General features: G+C 71.1%; 12 protein-coding genes. 8 read left to right on the top strand and 4 right to left on the bottom strand.

Features of this window, described 5'->3' with window-relative positions; translation table 11 throughout:
- Nucleotides 1-104: 104 nt before the first annotated feature.
- A complete protein-coding gene (locus tag AB0H81_RS07240; RefSeq protein ID WP_358370469.1) occupies nt 105-1,013 on the top strand; it encodes an STM4011 family radical SAM protein in 909 nt (302 codons plus the stop codon).
- 37 nt (nt 1,014-1,050) lie between these two features.
- Here the strand turns inward: AB0H81_RS07240 and AB0H81_RS07245 are convergent, their stop codons facing one another.
- From AB0H81_RS07245 to AB0H81_RS07260, 4 genes are all read right to left on the bottom strand, one after another.
- Nucleotides 1,051-2,469 carry a DUF6745 domain-containing protein gene (locus tag AB0H81_RS07245; RefSeq protein WP_358370472.1) on the bottom strand — a complete coding sequence of 473 codons (1,419 nt, stop codon included), beginning with the start codon at nt 2,467-2,469 and terminating at the stop codon, nt 1,051-1,053.
- A 459-nt stretch (nt 2,470-2,928) separates the two neighbouring features.
- Nucleotides 2,929-3,240, bottom strand: a complete 312-nt coding sequence (locus AB0H81_RS07250; protein WP_358370475.1) for a hypothetical protein — start codon at nt 3,238-3,240, stop codon at nt 2,929-2,931.
- 66 nt (nt 3,241-3,306) lie between these two features.
- Nucleotides 3,307-3,912 carry a TetR/AcrR family transcriptional regulator gene (locus AB0H81_RS07255; RefSeq protein WP_358370478.1) on the bottom strand — a complete coding sequence of 202 codons (606 nt, stop codon included), beginning with the start codon at nt 3,910-3,912 and terminating at the stop codon, nt 3,307-3,309.
- Between the two features lie 104 nt (nt 3,913-4,016).
- Nucleotides 4,017-4,664: a biliverdin-producing heme oxygenase gene (locus tag AB0H81_RS07260; RefSeq protein WP_358370481.1), complete on the bottom strand. Its 648-nt coding sequence runs from the start codon at nt 4,662-4,664 to the stop codon at nt 4,017-4,019.
- 617 nt (nt 4,665-5,281) lie between these two features.
- On the opposite strand from AB0H81_RS07260, the gene AB0H81_RS07265 reads away from it, so the two are divergent.
- The 7 genes from AB0H81_RS07265 to AB0H81_RS07295 all read left to right on the top strand — a co-directional run bounded on the left by AB0H81_RS07265 (nt 5,282) and on the right by AB0H81_RS07295 (nt 14,838).
- The gene (locus tag AB0H81_RS07265; RefSeq protein WP_358370483.1) at nt 5,282-5,452 is read left to right on the top strand and encodes a hypothetical protein; all 171 of its coding nucleotides are present in this window, start codon (nt 5,282-5,284) and stop codon (nt 5,450-5,452) included.
- A gap of 868 nt (nt 5,453-6,320) precedes the next feature.
- The gene (gene lon / locus AB0H81_RS07270) at nt 6,321-8,693 is read left to right on the top strand and encodes an endopeptidase La (RefSeq protein WP_358370486.1); all 2,373 of its coding nucleotides are present in this window, start codon (nt 6,321-6,323) and stop codon (nt 8,691-8,693) included.
- 328 nt (nt 8,694-9,021) lie between these two features.
- The gene (locus tag AB0H81_RS07275) at nt 9,022-10,284 is read left to right on the top strand and encodes an alpha-amylase family protein (RefSeq protein WP_358370489.1); all 1,263 of its coding nucleotides are present in this window, start codon (nt 9,022-9,024) and stop codon (nt 10,282-10,284) included.
- A 418-nt stretch (nt 10,285-10,702) separates the two neighbouring features.
- Entirely contained in the window at nt 10,703-11,653 is a 951-nt protein-coding gene (locus AB0H81_RS07280; protein WP_358370492.1) for an ATP-binding cassette domain-containing protein, read from the top strand.
- Nucleotides 11,650-12,306 carry a methionine ABC transporter permease gene (locus tag AB0H81_RS07285; protein WP_358370494.1) on the top strand — a complete coding sequence of 219 codons (657 nt, stop codon included), beginning with the start codon at nt 11,650-11,652 and terminating at the stop codon, nt 12,304-12,306. The genes AB0H81_RS07280 and AB0H81_RS07285 overlap by 4 nt, the downstream gene beginning before the upstream one ends.
- A 37-nt stretch (nt 12,307-12,343) precedes the next feature.
- Nucleotides 12,344-13,171 (top strand): MetQ/NlpA family ABC transporter substrate-binding protein, encoded by an 828-nt coding sequence (locus AB0H81_RS07290; protein WP_358370497.1) that lies wholly within the window; start codon nt 12,344-12,346, stop codon nt 13,169-13,171.
- A 116-nt stretch (nt 13,172-13,287) separates the two neighbouring features.
- A complete protein-coding gene (locus AB0H81_RS07295; protein WP_358370499.1) occupies nt 13,288-14,838 on the top strand; it encodes an AMP-binding protein in 1,551 nt (516 codons plus the stop codon).
- Nucleotides 14,839-14,868 lie beyond the last annotated feature (30 nt).

Consider the following 14,868-nt stretch of genomic DNA (forward strand, 5'->3'; position numbering starts at 1 on the left):
CCGCCGCCGGGGTTCCGGTCCCCTGTGGTGACGTCGGCGAGCCGCCTCCCGCCACGGCCGCGGACGAACCCTTCCCACCGCTCATCGCCGCCGGGCCCGCGCAGTTGACGATTCTCTACCGTGGCCCCCTGGCCGGCTGCGACTACGACTGTCCCTACTGCCCGTTCGCCAAGCGACGCGACACCCCCGAGCAACTGCGGGCCGACCGGGCGGCGCTGGAGCGATTCGTCCACTGGGTGAGCGAACAGGACTTCACCGTCTCCGTGCTGTTCACCCCGTGGGGAGAGGGGCTCGTCAGGTCGTGGTACCGGCGTGCCATGGTCCAGCTCAGCCATCTCGATCACGTGCCCCGCGTCGCCATCCAGACGAACCTCAGCGGCCGGACGGCCTGGCTCGACCAGGCAGACCTCGACGCGCTCGCCCTGTGGGCCACCTACCATCCGGGCCAGGTGTCCCACGACCGCTTCATCCGCAAATGCCATGACTTGTCGGCCAGGGCGGTGCGTTACAGCGTGGGCGTGGTCGGCCTCCCGGAGCAGCTCGACGCCGCCGGCAGGCTGCGCGCCGACCTGCCCGACGACGTCTACCTGTGGGTGAACGCCGCCGAAGGCCATCTCTACTCCGACGAGGAGGCCACCGCCTGGACCGCACTGGACCCGCTGTTCGCCGTGAGCCGCACTCCCCATCCCAGCCTCGGCCTGCCGTGCCGTACCGGCGAGACCGTGATCTCCGTGGACGGAGAGGGCGACGTGCGGCGCTGTCACTTCGTGCGGGAGCGCCTCGGCAACCTGTACGACGGCACGGCCCAGGCGGCGCTCCGCCCGCGCCCCTGCCCGCTGGCGATGTGCGACTGCCACATCGGCTACGTGCACCTGGAGCCGCTCGGCCTGTACGACACCTTCGCGGACGGAATCCTGGAACGCATCCCCGCAGGATGGCCGCACGCGCTCCGCGGATCGCACCCGGCCCGGCCCCGGATCTCTCTTCTCGATCCAACCCCGCCCGGACCCTGACCCAAGGCCCGCTCCCTGCCCCGGAAGGCTGGAGCGGTCAGGTTTCGCGTTGCGGCTGGTAACCGGCCTCGGCCAGATCGAACGTCCACGCCACACCCTGACGAGCCCGGGTCACCCATGGCGGGACCCGAAGGAAGTACGTGCGGCTCGTGCCGTCGGGCTCCGGTGTGGAGTTGACCACTTCGACCATGGTGAGCGGCTCGTCGCCTGCAAGGTCGACCCGCCACAGCACCCCCGTCTCGTCGCGGTGCACCGGCTGGGCGCCGGACTCGGCGATGTAGCGGTCGTAGCCGTAGTGCTCCAGCATGACGCGGCGCAGCTCGGCGTTCTCCTCGCCTCTGATGCGATCGGCGTCGAGCGTGGCCATGGTGGCGCTGAACCCCGCCGGCACCGGCATGCCACGCCAGGCGTGCAACGCGAACCCGTCGGGGAACTCGAGGGCCGGGCCGTCCGCGCGGTGCAGCCGGCCGAGCTCGTCCCGGTGGTGGCGTGCGGGCCGCTCGCACATCAGCACCACCCGTTCGTACGGCCACCACCACCCGGCGGCCCGCGCCACGCGCCGAAGCCCGTCGAGATGGTGATCGCCGGCACTGCCCGGCCGCTCCCGTGCCGATGAACCGGCCGGGCGAACCTGCGCTGGTGAACCCGCCGGCTGCGCCTCCACCGGCGAACTCACCGGCCGCGCCTGTACGGGTGCACTCACCGGCCGACCTTGTGCCGGTGAACCCGGCGCCCGTCCTCCTAGTGTCGATGCGCTCTCCGCCTGCGTCTGTGCCGGTGCACCCGCCGGTCCTTCCACGATCGGCGCGCCCGCAGGCTCGTCGAACGCCGCGAGCCATGGCGCGTCCTGCTGGCCGTGCACCGCGTCCAGGGTTGCCCGCCGCAGCAGTCCGGTGACCTCGTCCGAGGATGCCGCCAGGCTCCCGATCGCCTGGCGGATGTCGCTCACCAGCCGCTCGACCTCCGGCCAGAGCGGTGCTCCGGTGAGCGCCCACACCCGCGCCCACCCGTCACCACCCCATCGCGCCACGGCTTCGGCCCGCGCTCGTGCCCATGGTTCCGTACGGACGAGGTCGCGCACCGAAGCACCGGCGTCGACTCCCTCGATCTCAGGAAGCAGTGCCTCCAAGCCGTGCCTCAACGCGTGCGCCGCCACCCCGCCACGCCCGTCCGGCTGGTGGTCGGGCGTGGCGGGCTCGTCGTCTCTGCCCGCCTCCCCGCCGGTCCCTCTCGCCGCCAGGGCGGAATGGAGCAAGCTGCGCGTCTTGGCATCGCCGGTGAGCACGGCGGCGGCGATCGCGCCCTGCGCCGGTGAGGACAGCCACACGACGCGTTCCGGCGGAGCGAGCCCCGCAGCCAGATACGCGGCGCGGACACCGGCCTCCGCCTCCGCCCGGTCGGCCGGGCCTGTCGTGAACGCCACCTCTCGCCAGGTGGGCGGCTGCTGGTCGTGCATGGGGAGCTCCTGATCCGGGCTCGGGGATGGGGGATGGGGGCTATCTCGATGTCTGTCCGGCCGCATGGCCACCCAAGACCTGAGGCCTCGGGGGACCTGAGGCCACGCAAGATCTGAGGCCTCGGGGGACCTGAGGCCCGCAAGATCTGAGGCCACGGGGGACCTGAGGCCACGCAGGAGCTGGACGCGCAGGACCTGTAAGGCCGCGCAGGACCTGGGCCATGCATTCAGGGCCTGAGCACAGCGACACGGGCACAACGACACGGGCACAACAGAACGGCGGTACATGAGACCCCTGGCGTGGAGATCGCCCAAGGTTGGCGAAGGCCGGAGGCCCGAGCGGGACCGAGGGCGGACGAGGTCAGGGGCGCACAAGGTCGAGGGCGCACGAGGCCAGGAGTGGAAGGGGCCGGGGCCGGGGCGGGGAGGATGGAGGCCGGGGCGAGAAGTCGTACGGAGTCAGTCGGCGACCAGGCGGTAGGTGCCCGGCACGTACTCACGCTGCCTGACCACCCGGAACCATCCGCGCGGTAACGAGATGGTGGCGTGCTCCTCGTGGACCAGCCGCCCGCCCTGCGGCAGGTTCAGGTAGTCGCCGCGAGGGTCGTGGACGAACGCGCCGGGCCCGGGAACCGCGTGTGCGTGGCCGGTCGCCTCGCCCAGCGCGAGCACCAGCCGTCCCCGGCCGTCACGCGGCGAGGACGGCGCCGACTTCACCCACTCCGGTACCTCGGCGACCGGAACGACCAGGATGTCTCCCTGACGGAACATGCCATGCCTCCTCGATGATCTGCTCGTAAGCTAGCGAGGAGGACCGACAGTTTCGGGGGCCGGGAGTCAGCGTGGAGAGCGGCTGCCCAGGGCGCGCAGGACGAAGTCGGAGACCAGCTCGCCCGCACGGTCCACGGTGACCGCTCCGCTGACCAACGGCACCCGCTCGGCGCCGATCACCGCGAGCACCATGCGCGCCGTCGCCGCCACGTCCGGCACCTCGAAGTCGCCCGACGCGGCGCCGCTCTCCAGGATCTCCGCGAGGATGCGCTGCATCGGCGCCACGTGCTCGGCCAGCCGCTGGTAGGCGTCGGGGCCGAGGGCGGCGCTGAGGTCGGCGGGGCCCGGGTGCGGGTGGGCGACCAGGCCGGCGAGCTGGAGCCGTACGTACGCACGCAGCCGTTCGGCCGGGGTGGCCCCGTCGGGCAGCTCGCGTTCGTAGCTCTCGATGAAGTAGCTGGTGACCTGCTCGGTGAAGGCGAGCAGCAGCGCCGCCTTGTCGGGGTAGTAGTTGTAGAGCGCGGTGCGGGTGATGCCCGCCTCGTGCGCCACGTCGGTCATCGAGAGCGCGTCGATGCCCTGCTCGCGCGACAGGCGTGAGACCGCCTCGAGGATGCGCTCGCGCGTGCGGGCGCGGTGCTCGCCGATGGTGGCGGCGGAGATCCGGGGCATAGGGCCATGGTAGGCCGCGCGCACGCCACGGGAACGGGCGAACGTACCGCCGGAGCCGTGCTGAGATCAGGCTGCCGTCAGGCGGTCAGGCGAGCGAGAACCGGTCAGGCGACGGCGCGGACGGTGTGGAGGAGCTCGGCCAGGACTTCGGTGTTGAGCTGGTAGGCCAGCTTCACCTCGCGGATGACGCGCTGCCGTTCCCGCTCGTCGAGGGTCTCCCCGAACGCGTCCAGCCGCGCCCGGTACTCCTGCTTGAACCTCGGCAGGCTGCCCACCTGGTCGAACACGTAGAAGTCGACCCCGCCGCCCTTCGCGTACCCGTAGATCCGCTGGAGCTCCATCCGGATGAACTGGCCGCCCGACAGGTCGCCCATGTAGCGGGTGTAGTGGTGGGCGACGTACCCGCCGGGCCAGCCGGCCACCTGCTCGATCCGGGCCACGAGGGTGCGGGTCGCCTTGGACGGGGTGATCCGGTCGCGCCATCCGTCGCCGTAGACGGTGGCGAGGTCGCGTTCCAGCGCCCGTTCGCGGTACAGCTCGGGGAACACGAACCGGCCCGCCACGGGGTGGTCCGCCAGCTCGCGGGACACCCCGTCGAGCGCCACGTACGCGAAGTGGTGCTGCGCGACCATCTCGCCGTACTCGGCGGTGCTCAGCCGCCCGCCCATGAGCTCCTTGAGGTAGCTCTCGTCCTCGGCCGCCTCATGGTCCCCCCACGTGGCGTTCCTCAGCGCTTCGGAGAACGACGTCACACTTCACCCCACCGCGTACCGTTCTTTCATGACGCAGTGTCACAAACCTGCGACCGTTCCGTCAAGAGGATGACGACACTGTGTCGTCAAAATTGTAACCCCTTGGTGACTGCCCCGCTACCAGCTTCCAAACCGGAAATGTCCGGATAGATGCAGTGCCGGTGTCGCGCAAACCGCCTTTTCCTCGGAAGTGGATAATCGCCGCTTTTCGCAATTCGGTGCGCGTGCCGTTGGGTGGTGGAGTGGTCAGAGACCAGTACGATCCTGGGAGAAAAATTGATCCGAGCTTGATTCACGAGTACGCGCGCGAGGCAGTGTTGATGTTATGTACGCTTCGGTCGAGAGGGCGTACCGCGCTCTCCGAAATGAACGTGAATGCAATTCATATTCGCGTTCGATGAATGACCTGAAATCGGAGCACTGATCCCCTTGCGGTGGGTCTCTCGGTCTCCCGGCGGGGAGTCGGGGGCTCGTCATGCCCGGAGAGACACGCCCTGGCGCAGGTGGGGCGAGGGGGACGGCGGCTTCCTGTTGCAGCAGGAATCGTCCCCCTCGCCCCGTCGGCGCCCTGTCACGCACAACAAAGGCGACTCGACATGACTCAACACCAATTCCCCATGTTCGTCACCCCTTATGAGGCCGGCACCTCCTCGATGGCGAACAGCTACTCAGCGTATCTGCTCGGTCACCGACATGTCGGCCGAACTCCCGCGCAGGACCAAACCGGCGAACTTCCGGCCGAGGGCGATAAGGAGGCGGCGGAGGAGGACGGCGCTTCGACCGACTGAATCGGCGGTTCCGTTCGGCATAGACGAACGCCGTTGATCCGGCGGGCCGCTCGAAGCTCTGCCCCGGCCGGAAGTGGTCGGCGCGAAGCTCTGCCCTGGCCGGGAGTGGTCGGCGCGAAGCTCTGCCCTGGCCGGGAGTGGCCGGGGCAGAGCTGTGCCCGGCCGGGAGTGGCACAGCGCGAAGCGTTCGCCCTGGCAGGGGATGGCCGTCCTCTGCTCTGCCTGGCCGGGTGTGGCGGGCTCGGACCCCAGGGCGGCATCACGGCCCTGGTGCCGGCGGCCCGCGCCAGACTGGAGGATGCCTGCGGCGGATCGCCGCGGGGGCGGGCGAACTGCTTCGGCGAGATGCCGGTGGAAGGCGGGGGCGCCGCCGCGTAGCCCGCTGCGCAACGCGGCTCCTGCGGTGTCGGCCGTCACCCGCCTCACGCAGCGCCTCCCCGTGCACGGTCCGGCGGCGCTGTGACGGTGCCGCACTGGGCGGCGCGTGACAGTGCCACACGAGGCGCCGCGCGGACCGGTGCCACACGAGGCGCCGCGGGCCGGGCGCGGGACGGCGTTCAAGACGCCACAGGTCAAGACGACCAGTGTCCGGACACACGACTGCGCCGGCCGGTCTCGGTCCCCGGCGACCAGGATGAGTGCGGCGCGCGGGGAGGCCTGGCCCGATGGCCCGCATCCACCCGGACATGACGCATCACGAGTCCGGATGTCTCCCGCCGCCGACCGCTCCAGGTCGCGCCCCGGCGACCCGCCATCTGCACACTCCGCTTACATGATTACGATCGCTCTGAGCGAACATCGGCAAGGAAGGGAACACCAGTGGGCTCTGATGAATTGAGTCTGTATAACTCAACCCTTGGGAGTTCGCATGAGTGAAAGCTTGACCCTGCCGGTCCTGCCGCTCGACGACGAGGTCGTCCTGCCGGGCATGGTGGTCCCGCTGGACCTGTCCGACTCCGAGGTGCGTGCGGCGATCGACGCGGCCGAGTCGTCGAGCCGCGCATCCGGACGCAACAAGCCGCGAGTCCTTCTCGTTCCCCGCATCGACGGTCGTTACGGCGCCGTCGGTGTCGAGGCCGTCGTGGAGCAGGTCGGCAGGCTGCCCGGAGGTGAGCCCGCCGCCGTGGTGCGGGGCGTGAACCGCGTGCGCGTCGGCACGGGCACGACCGGGCCGGGTGCCGCGCTGTGGGTGGAGGCCATCACGGTCGACCCCGTTGCCGTCAGTGAGCGCGCCCAGGAGCTGGCCAAGGAGTACAAGGCCCTGGCCACCACGATCCTGCAGAAGCGCGGCGCCTGGCAGGTGGTCGACCAGGTCAACCAGATCGACGACCCCTCGGTGCTCGCCGACAGCTCCGGCTACACCCCTTGGCTGACCACGGCCCAGAAGGTCGAACTGCTGGAGGCGGCCGACCCGGCCGACCGGCTGGCCAAGCTGGTCGAGTGGTCCCGTGAGCACCTCGCCGAGCTCGACGTCGCCGAGACGATCCGCAAGGACGTCCAGGAGGGCATGGAGAAGCAGCAGCGGGAGTTCCTGCTGCGCCAGCAGCTCGCCGCCGTCCGCAAGGAGCTCAAGGAGCTCAACGGCGACACCTCCGAGAGCGAGGAGGAGGACTACCGCGCCCGCGTCGAGGCCGCCGACCTGCCGGAGAAGGTGCGCGAGGCCGCGCTGAAGGAGGTCGACAAGCTGGAGCGGACGTCCGACCAGTCCCCCGAGACCGGCTGGATCCGCACCTGGCTCGACACCGTCCTCGACATCCCCTGGAACGAGCGGACCGAGGACAACTACGACATCACCGGCGCGCGGGCCGTGCTCGACGCCGACCACACCGGCCTCGCCGACGTCAAGGACCGGATCATCGAGCACCTGGCCGTGCGCAAGCGCCGCCAGGACAAGGGACTCGGGGTCGTCGGCGGCCGCCGCAGCGGCGCCGTGCTCGCCCTGGCCGGCCCTCCCGGCGTGGGCAAGACCTCGCTCGGCGAGTCCGTGGCCCGCGCGATGGGCCGCAAGTTCGTCCGCGTCGCCCTCGGTGGCGTGCGCGACGAGGCGGAGATCCGCGGCCACCGGCGCACGTACGTCGGCGCGATGCCCGGCCGCATCGTCCGCGCCATCCGCGAGGCCGGCTCCATGAACCCGGTCGTCCTGCTCGACGAGGTGGACAAGGTCGGCGCCGACTACCGCGGCGACCCGACGGCCGCCCTGCTCGAGGTGCTCGACCCGGCGCAGAACCACACGTTCCGTGACCACTACCTGGAGGTCGAGCTCGACCTGAGCGACGTGTTGTTCCTCGCCACGGCCAACGTCCTGGAGGCGATCCCCGGGCCGCTGCTCGACCGCATGGAGGTCGTCACACTCGACGGCTACACCGAGGACGAGAAGGTCGCCATCGCCCGTGACCACCTGCTGCGCAGGCAGCTGGAGCTGGCCGGGCTGACGGCCGAGGAGGTCACGGTCGAGGAGGCGGCGCTGCGCAGGCTCGCGGCCGAGTACACCCGCGAGGCCGGGGTGCGCTCCCTGGAGCGGTCGGTCGCCCGCGTCCTGCGCAAGGTGGCCGCCAAGGACGAGCTGCCGGTCACGGTCGGCGCCGACGACCTGGTCGGCTACCTCGGCCGGCCGCGGTTCGTGCCGGAGTCGTCGCTGCCCGAGGCGACGCAGCGCACCTCGGTGCCGGGCGTGGCGACGGGCCTGGCCGTCACGGGTGCCGGTGGCGACGTCCTGTACGTGGAGGCGTCGCTGGCCGACCCCGAGACCGGGGAGACCGGCCTCACGCTGACCGGCCAGCTCGGTGACGTGATGAAGGAGTCGGCCAGGATCGCCCTGTCCTACCTCCGTTCGCACGGCGCGGAGCTGGAGCTGCCGGTGACCGCGCTGAAGGACCGCTCGGTCCACGTCCACTTCCCGGCGGGCGCGGTGCCGAAGGACGGCCCCTCGGCGGGTGTCACGCTCACGACGGCGCTGGCCTCGCTGCTGTCGGGCCGCCAGGTCCGCGGCGACGTGGCGATGACCGGTGAGATCTCGCTCACCGGGCGGGTCCTGCCGATCGGCGGCGTCAAGCAGAAGCTGCTCGCGGCGCACCGGGCGGGCATCACCACGGTGCTCATCCCGGCCCGCAACGAGCCCGACCTGGACGACGTGCCCCAGGAGGTGCGTGACGAGCTGACCATCCACGCGGTCAGCGACGTGCGCGAGGTGCTGGACATCGCCCTCACCCCGGCCAAGGTCGCCTCGCCGGCCGCCGCCTGACCCCCGGCTCCGGATGGGGCACCTCGATCGACGCCCGCCGATCCCTTCCGGGACGGCGGGCGTCGCCATGTCCGCCCTGATGGACGGACCAACGTGGCGGGTGTCCTGCTCGCCCTGCCTCCGGCCTCGGCCCGGGGAACGGGCCTGCTCTCCGGAGGCGCTCGCGCCGGGCCGGGGGGTCCCCGGATCGCCGGCCCGTGCGTCGGGTGCGCGCCGGCGAGGTGTTTCGGCTACCTTCCCTGGGCAATACGCCGCAACAAGCACGACCACAAGCACGACCGCGAGCATGACCGGAACGACGACCGCAAGGACGAGGTGAGGAGTACCCGTGCCGTCGTGGAGTGACCACGCGATCCTCTGGCAGGTCTACCCCCTCGGCTTCACCGGGGCCCCCGCCGCCGCACCGCCCCCCGGAGAGCCGGTTCAGCATCGGCTGAGGCGGCTGGTGCCGTGGCTGGACTACGCCGTCGAGCTGGGCTGCTCCTGCCTCCTCCTCGGCCCCGTCTTCGCCTCCGAGACCCACGGCTACGACACCGTCGACCACTTCCGCGTCGACCCGCGCCTGGGCGACGACGCCGACTTCGACCACCTGGTCGCCGAGGCGCGCCGGCGCGGGCTGCGGATCGTGCTCGACGGCGTCTTCAACCACGTCGGCAGGTCCTTCACCGGCGGCCAGGCCTGGTTCAGGAAGGGGGCGGACGGCTACGACACGTTCGAGGGCCACGAGCGCCTGGTCGCCCTCGACCACGAGCAGCGGGCGGTGCGCGACCACGTCGCCTCCGTGCTCGACCACTGGCTCACGCGCGGCGCGGCCGGCTGGCGGCTCGACGCCGCCTACGCCGTCGCCCCGGCGTTCTGGCGCGAGGTGCTGCCGGGCGTCCGCGAGCGGCACCCGGACGCGTGGTTCGCCGGCGAGGTCATCCACGGCGACTACGCCGGGTACGTCAAGGAGTCCGGGCTCGACTCCGTCACCCAGTACGAGCTGTGGAAGGCGATCTGGAGCTCCCTCAACGACCGGAACCTGTTCGAACTGGCCTGGGCCCTCGACCGGCACAACGACCTGCTCGCCGGCTTCACCCCGCTCACCTTCGCCGGCAACCACGACGTCACCCGGCTCGCGACCCGGCTCGACGACCGGCGCCACCTCGGCCACGCCCTGGCGATCCTGCTCACGGTGGGCGGCGTGCCGAGCCTGTACTCCGGCGACGAGCAGGCGTTCGAGGGGCTGAAGGAGGAGCGCGAGGGCGGCGACGACGCCATCCGTCCCGCCTTCCCGGACGCGCCCGCCGATCTGGCCCCGTACGGCCTGCCGATCTACCGCCTGCACCAGAAGCTCGTCGGCCTGCGCCGCCGCCACCCGTGGCTGGTGCGGGCCCGCACGGACGTCGAGCACCTGACGAACCGGGCCGCCGCCTTCAGGTCGAGCGCCGGCGGGCAGGCGCTGGTCACCCTGCTCAACCTCGACGACCGCTCCTACCGGTTCCCGCTCGACGTCTCCCGGCTGACGCCGCTGGAGCCGGACCGCGGCCCGCAGGACCCCGCCGTCGTCGGCCCGCACGCCTGGCGGATCCTCGCCGAGAGGTCCGCGTGACGGGAGCCCGGGGGACCTGCGTGATGTACATCACCAAAAGTGTCGGGAATATAGGGAAGTGAAGGGGTCGTTGGCACCCAACGTGGACGAGGCATATGCGAACGCCAAAGACGCCCCCATCGGCGGGCGCTGTTGTCGCATGCGCACCCGGCGAATGCGCTGACCCAGCTGCCGGCCGAGCGGCCGAGCGAGCGCACACCCCGACCGAGCCGGCCCGCCGCGGGCTGAAGCCGCCCGCGGGAGCGAAGACCCGTCCGTCCACCCACGAAGGTCCCCCGATGATCGCACCGAGCTACGTGCTGCGCAGGCTGAGCCACCTGCCCTTCCACCCCGGCACCCGCTGACCCGCGCCCCCGGTCCGCTCTTTCCTGACGTTTCGTTCCCAGCGGCGTGGCCGCTGCCAGTGTGGGGTTTTCTCGTGATCCAGGTTTCCGGCCTGCGCAAACTGTACGGTGACACCGTCGCCCTCGACGGTGTCGACCTGCGGGTGCGCGAAGGCGAGATCTACGGCGTGCTCGGCCAGAGCGGCGCCGGCAAGAGCACGCTGCTGCGCTGCGTCAACCTGCTCGAACGGCCGACCGCGGGCACCGTGACGGTCGCCGGCCAGGATCTGACCGCGCTGCCGTCCCGTGAGCTGAACCGGGCGCGCCAGCGCATCGGCATGATCCACCAGCACTTCGCCCTGCTGTCCTCGCGGACCGTCGCCGGCAACGTGGCCTTCCCGCTGGAGGTCATGGGCGTCCCGCGGGGCGAGCGCGCCCGGCGCGTGGCCGAGCTGCTCGACCTCGTCGGGCTCGGTGGCCGCGGCGGCGACCACCCGCACCAGCTCTCCGGCGGCCAGAAGCAGCGCGTCGGCATCGCCCGCGCCCTGGCCGGCAACCCGTCGGTGCTGCTGTCGGACGAGGCCACCTCGGCGCTCGACCCGGCCACCACCCGTTCCATCCTCGACCTGCTCAAGCGGCTCAACGCCGAGCTGAACCTGACGATCCTGCTCATCACGCACGAGATGAACGTCGTCAAGAGCGTCTGCGACTCCGTCGCCATCATGGCCGGGGGCCGGATCGAGGAGTCGGGCGCCATCGCGGACCTCATCCGGACGCCCGGCTCCCGCCTGACCAGCGAGATCTTCCCGCTGCCCGAGCCCGCACCGCCCGGCTCGGTCACGCTCACCTTCACCGGCGACCCGCAGCGTCCGGTCGTGTCGGAGGCGGTGCGCAAGTTCGACGTCGAGATCAGCATCCTGGGCGGCTCGATCGAGGAGCTGGCCGGCGGCTCGGTCGGCCGGCTGCGCGTCTCGATCACCGGTGACACCGCCCCGGCGCTCGCCTTCCTGCGCGAGCGCGGACTGCTCGTGGAGGTGACCCCATGACCTGGGACGAGATGACCCCGCTGCTGTGGGAGGCCGCCGGGCAGACCGCCCAGATGGTCGGCTGGTCCACGCTGTTCACCGTGCTGTTCGGGCTGCCGCTGGGCGTGGCGCTCGTGGCCTTCGACCGCGGCGGGCTGCTGCCGCTGCCCGCGCTGAGGTCCGTGCTCGGCGTGGTGGTGAACATCGGCAGGTCGCTGCCGTTCATCGTGCTGATGATCGCGATCATCCCGTTCACCCGGCTCGTGGTCGGCACCACGATCGGCACCGCCGCCGTGGTCGTGCCGCTCACCGTGGGCGCGGTCCCGTTCTTCGCCCGGCTCGTCGAGACGGCCCTGCGCGAGGTCGGCTCGGACGTGGTCCAGGCCGCGCAGGCCATGGGCGCGAGCCGGACGACGATCGTCCGCAAGGTGCTGCTGCCCGAGGCGTTCCCCGGCCTGGTGGCGGGGCTGACCGTCACGATCGTCGCGCTCATCGGCTACTCGGCGATGGCCGGGACGATCGGCGGGGGAGGGCTCGGCGACCTGGCCGTCCGGTACGGCTACCAGCGCTTCGAGACCCTGCTCATGATCGTCACGGTCGTGCTGCTCGTCGTCATCGTGCAGGTCGTGCAGAGCCTGGGCGACGCCGTGGCGCGCCGGCTTTCCCATCGCTGAACGATGTACACCATCCCTGTATAAGTAAGGAAAAATCATGAAATTGCGGAACATTGTGGGCGTTGCTGCGCTGTCGGTGTTGCTCGCCGCGTGCGGCTCGTCGCAGATCGCGACGACGAACGCGGGCGCCGAGTCCGCCGACACCGTGATCAAGGTGGGCGCCTCCGCGGTGCCGCACGCCGAGATCCTCGACTACGTCAAGGACAACCTGGCGCCCGCCGCCGGCCTGAAGCTGGAAGTGGTCGAGTTCAGCGACTACGTGCAGCCGAACGTGCAGCTCAGCGAGGGCCTGTTGACCGCCAACTTCTTCCAGCACAAGCCGTACCTCGACGACTTCAACGCCTCCAAGGGCACGAAGCTGAGCTTCGTCACCCCCGTCCACCTGGAGCCGCTGGGCCTGTACTCCAAGAAGGTCACCAGCCTGCAGGCGCTGCCCTCCGGGGCGAGCGTCGCCGTGCCGAACGACGCCACCAACCTCGGCCGCGCGCTGAAGCTGCTCGCCGACAACGGCGTCATCACGCTCAAGCAGGGCGCCGGCACCGCCGCGACCGAGCGTGACGTGACGGGCAACCCGAAGAAGCTGGCCTTCAAGCCGCTGGAGGCGGCGCAGCTGCCGCGCTCGCTCGACGACGTGGACGCCGCCGTCATCAACGGCAACTACGCGATCGAGGCCGGGCTCAAGCCCGCCTCCCAGGCGCTGGCCCTGGAGAAGAGCGAGGGCAACCCGTACGTGAACGGCCTGGTCGTGCAGGCCGGGCACGAGAAGGACGCCGGGATCGTCACCCTGGGCAAGCTCCTGCAGGACCCGAAGGTCAAGGAGTTCATCAAGCAGAAGTACCAGGGCTCGGTCATCCCCGCGGAGTGACCCCGTCCGCGAAAGGAGCCGCGGCCTCTCGGTGAGAGGCCGCGGCTCCTTCGCGTCCGGCCGTACATGATCACGGGTGCTGGCGCGTCGGCCGGTGGCCGAATAGTGTTCGGTTCATGTACCCGGGAGTGATCGCGGCAACGGACCCGGACAAACCCGCTGTCGTGATGGCGGGTTCGGGGGAGATCGTCACCTATCGGCGGCTGGACGAGGAGTCCAACCGGCTGGCCCACCTCTTCCGCTCCGCCGGGCTGCGGCCGGGCGACCACGTCGCCTTCATGCTCGGCAACCACCCCCTCTTCCTGGCCATCGCCTGGGCGGCCCACCGCTCCGGCCTGTACTACACGGCGATCAGCTCCCGGCTGCTCGCCGACGAGCTCGCGTACATCGTCGACAACTGCGGCGCCCGCGTCTTCATCGCCGGCGCGGACCTCGCCGAGGTCGCCACGGCGATCACCGGCGCCACGCCGCGCGTCGAGCGCCGTCTCATGCTGGACGGCACGGCGGAGGGCTTCGAGTCGTACGAGCGGGCCGTCGCGGACCTGCCCGTCACGCCGATCCCCGACGAGCGCCAGGGCGCCGACATGCTCTACTCCTCCGGCACCACCGGCCGGCCCAAGGGCGTCAAACCGCCCCTGCCGCGAGCCCCGCTCACCGAGCCGACCATGCTCTACAAGCTCGTGGCCGGCCTGTTCGCGCCGTCCGCCGGCAGCGTCTACCTGTCGCCCGCGCCGCTCTACCACGCCGCCCCGCTGCGCTACTGCATGACCTTCCAGCGGCTCGGCGCGACGGTCGTGGTGATGGAGCGCTTCGACCCCGAGGAGTACCTCCGGCTGGTCGAGAGGCACGCGGTCACGCACACGCAGCTCGTGCCCGCCATGTTCAGCCGGCTGCTCAAGCTGCCGGAGGAGACCCGCAAGGCGTACGACCTGTCGTCGCTGGCCTGCGTCGTCCACGCCGCCGCGCCCTGCCCGGTCCCGGTCAAGGAACGGATGATGGAGTGGTGGGGCCCGATCATCCACGAGTACTACGCGGGCACCGAGGGCAACGGCTTCCTGTACGCCTCGCCCCAGGACTGGCTGGCGCACCCGGGCACGGTCGGCCGCTCGCTGCTCGGCCCCGTGCACGTCTGTGACGAGCGGGGCCGGGAGCTGCCGCCGGGGGAGACGGGCCTGATCTACTTCGAGAGCGGCGTCCGCTTCGAGTACCACGGGGATCCAGGCAAGACCCGCTCCGTCCAGGACCCCCAGGGACGCGGCTGGACGACGCTCGGCGACATCGGCCACCTCGACGCCGACGGCTTCCTCTACCTCACCGACCGGCTCTCCTACATGATCATCTCCGGCGGCGTGAACATCTATCCGCAGGAGGCGGAGAACGTCCTGTCCGTCCACCCCGCGGTAGCCGACGTCGCCGTCTTCGGCGTGCCGGACGAGGAGATGGGTGAGCAGGTCAAGGCCGTGGTGCAGCCGGTGTCCATGGAGCGGGCGGGTCCGGCGCTGGAGGCGGAGCTGATCGCGTACTGCCGCTCGCGGCTGGCCTCCTACAAGTGCCCGCGCTCGGTCGACTTCCGCGCCGAGTTGCCCCGTCATGCCACGGGCAAGCTCTACAAGCGGCTGCTCAGGGACGAGTACTGGCCGTCCTCCGGCGACACGACGGCAAAGTGAAGGAAGATTTTTCCGGCTTTCCGAGACGGG

It is taken from the genome of Nonomuraea sp. NPDC050691 (assembly GCF_040654455.1).
Lineage (GTDB): Bacteria > Actinomycetota > Actinomycetes > Streptosporangiales > Streptosporangiaceae > Nonomuraea.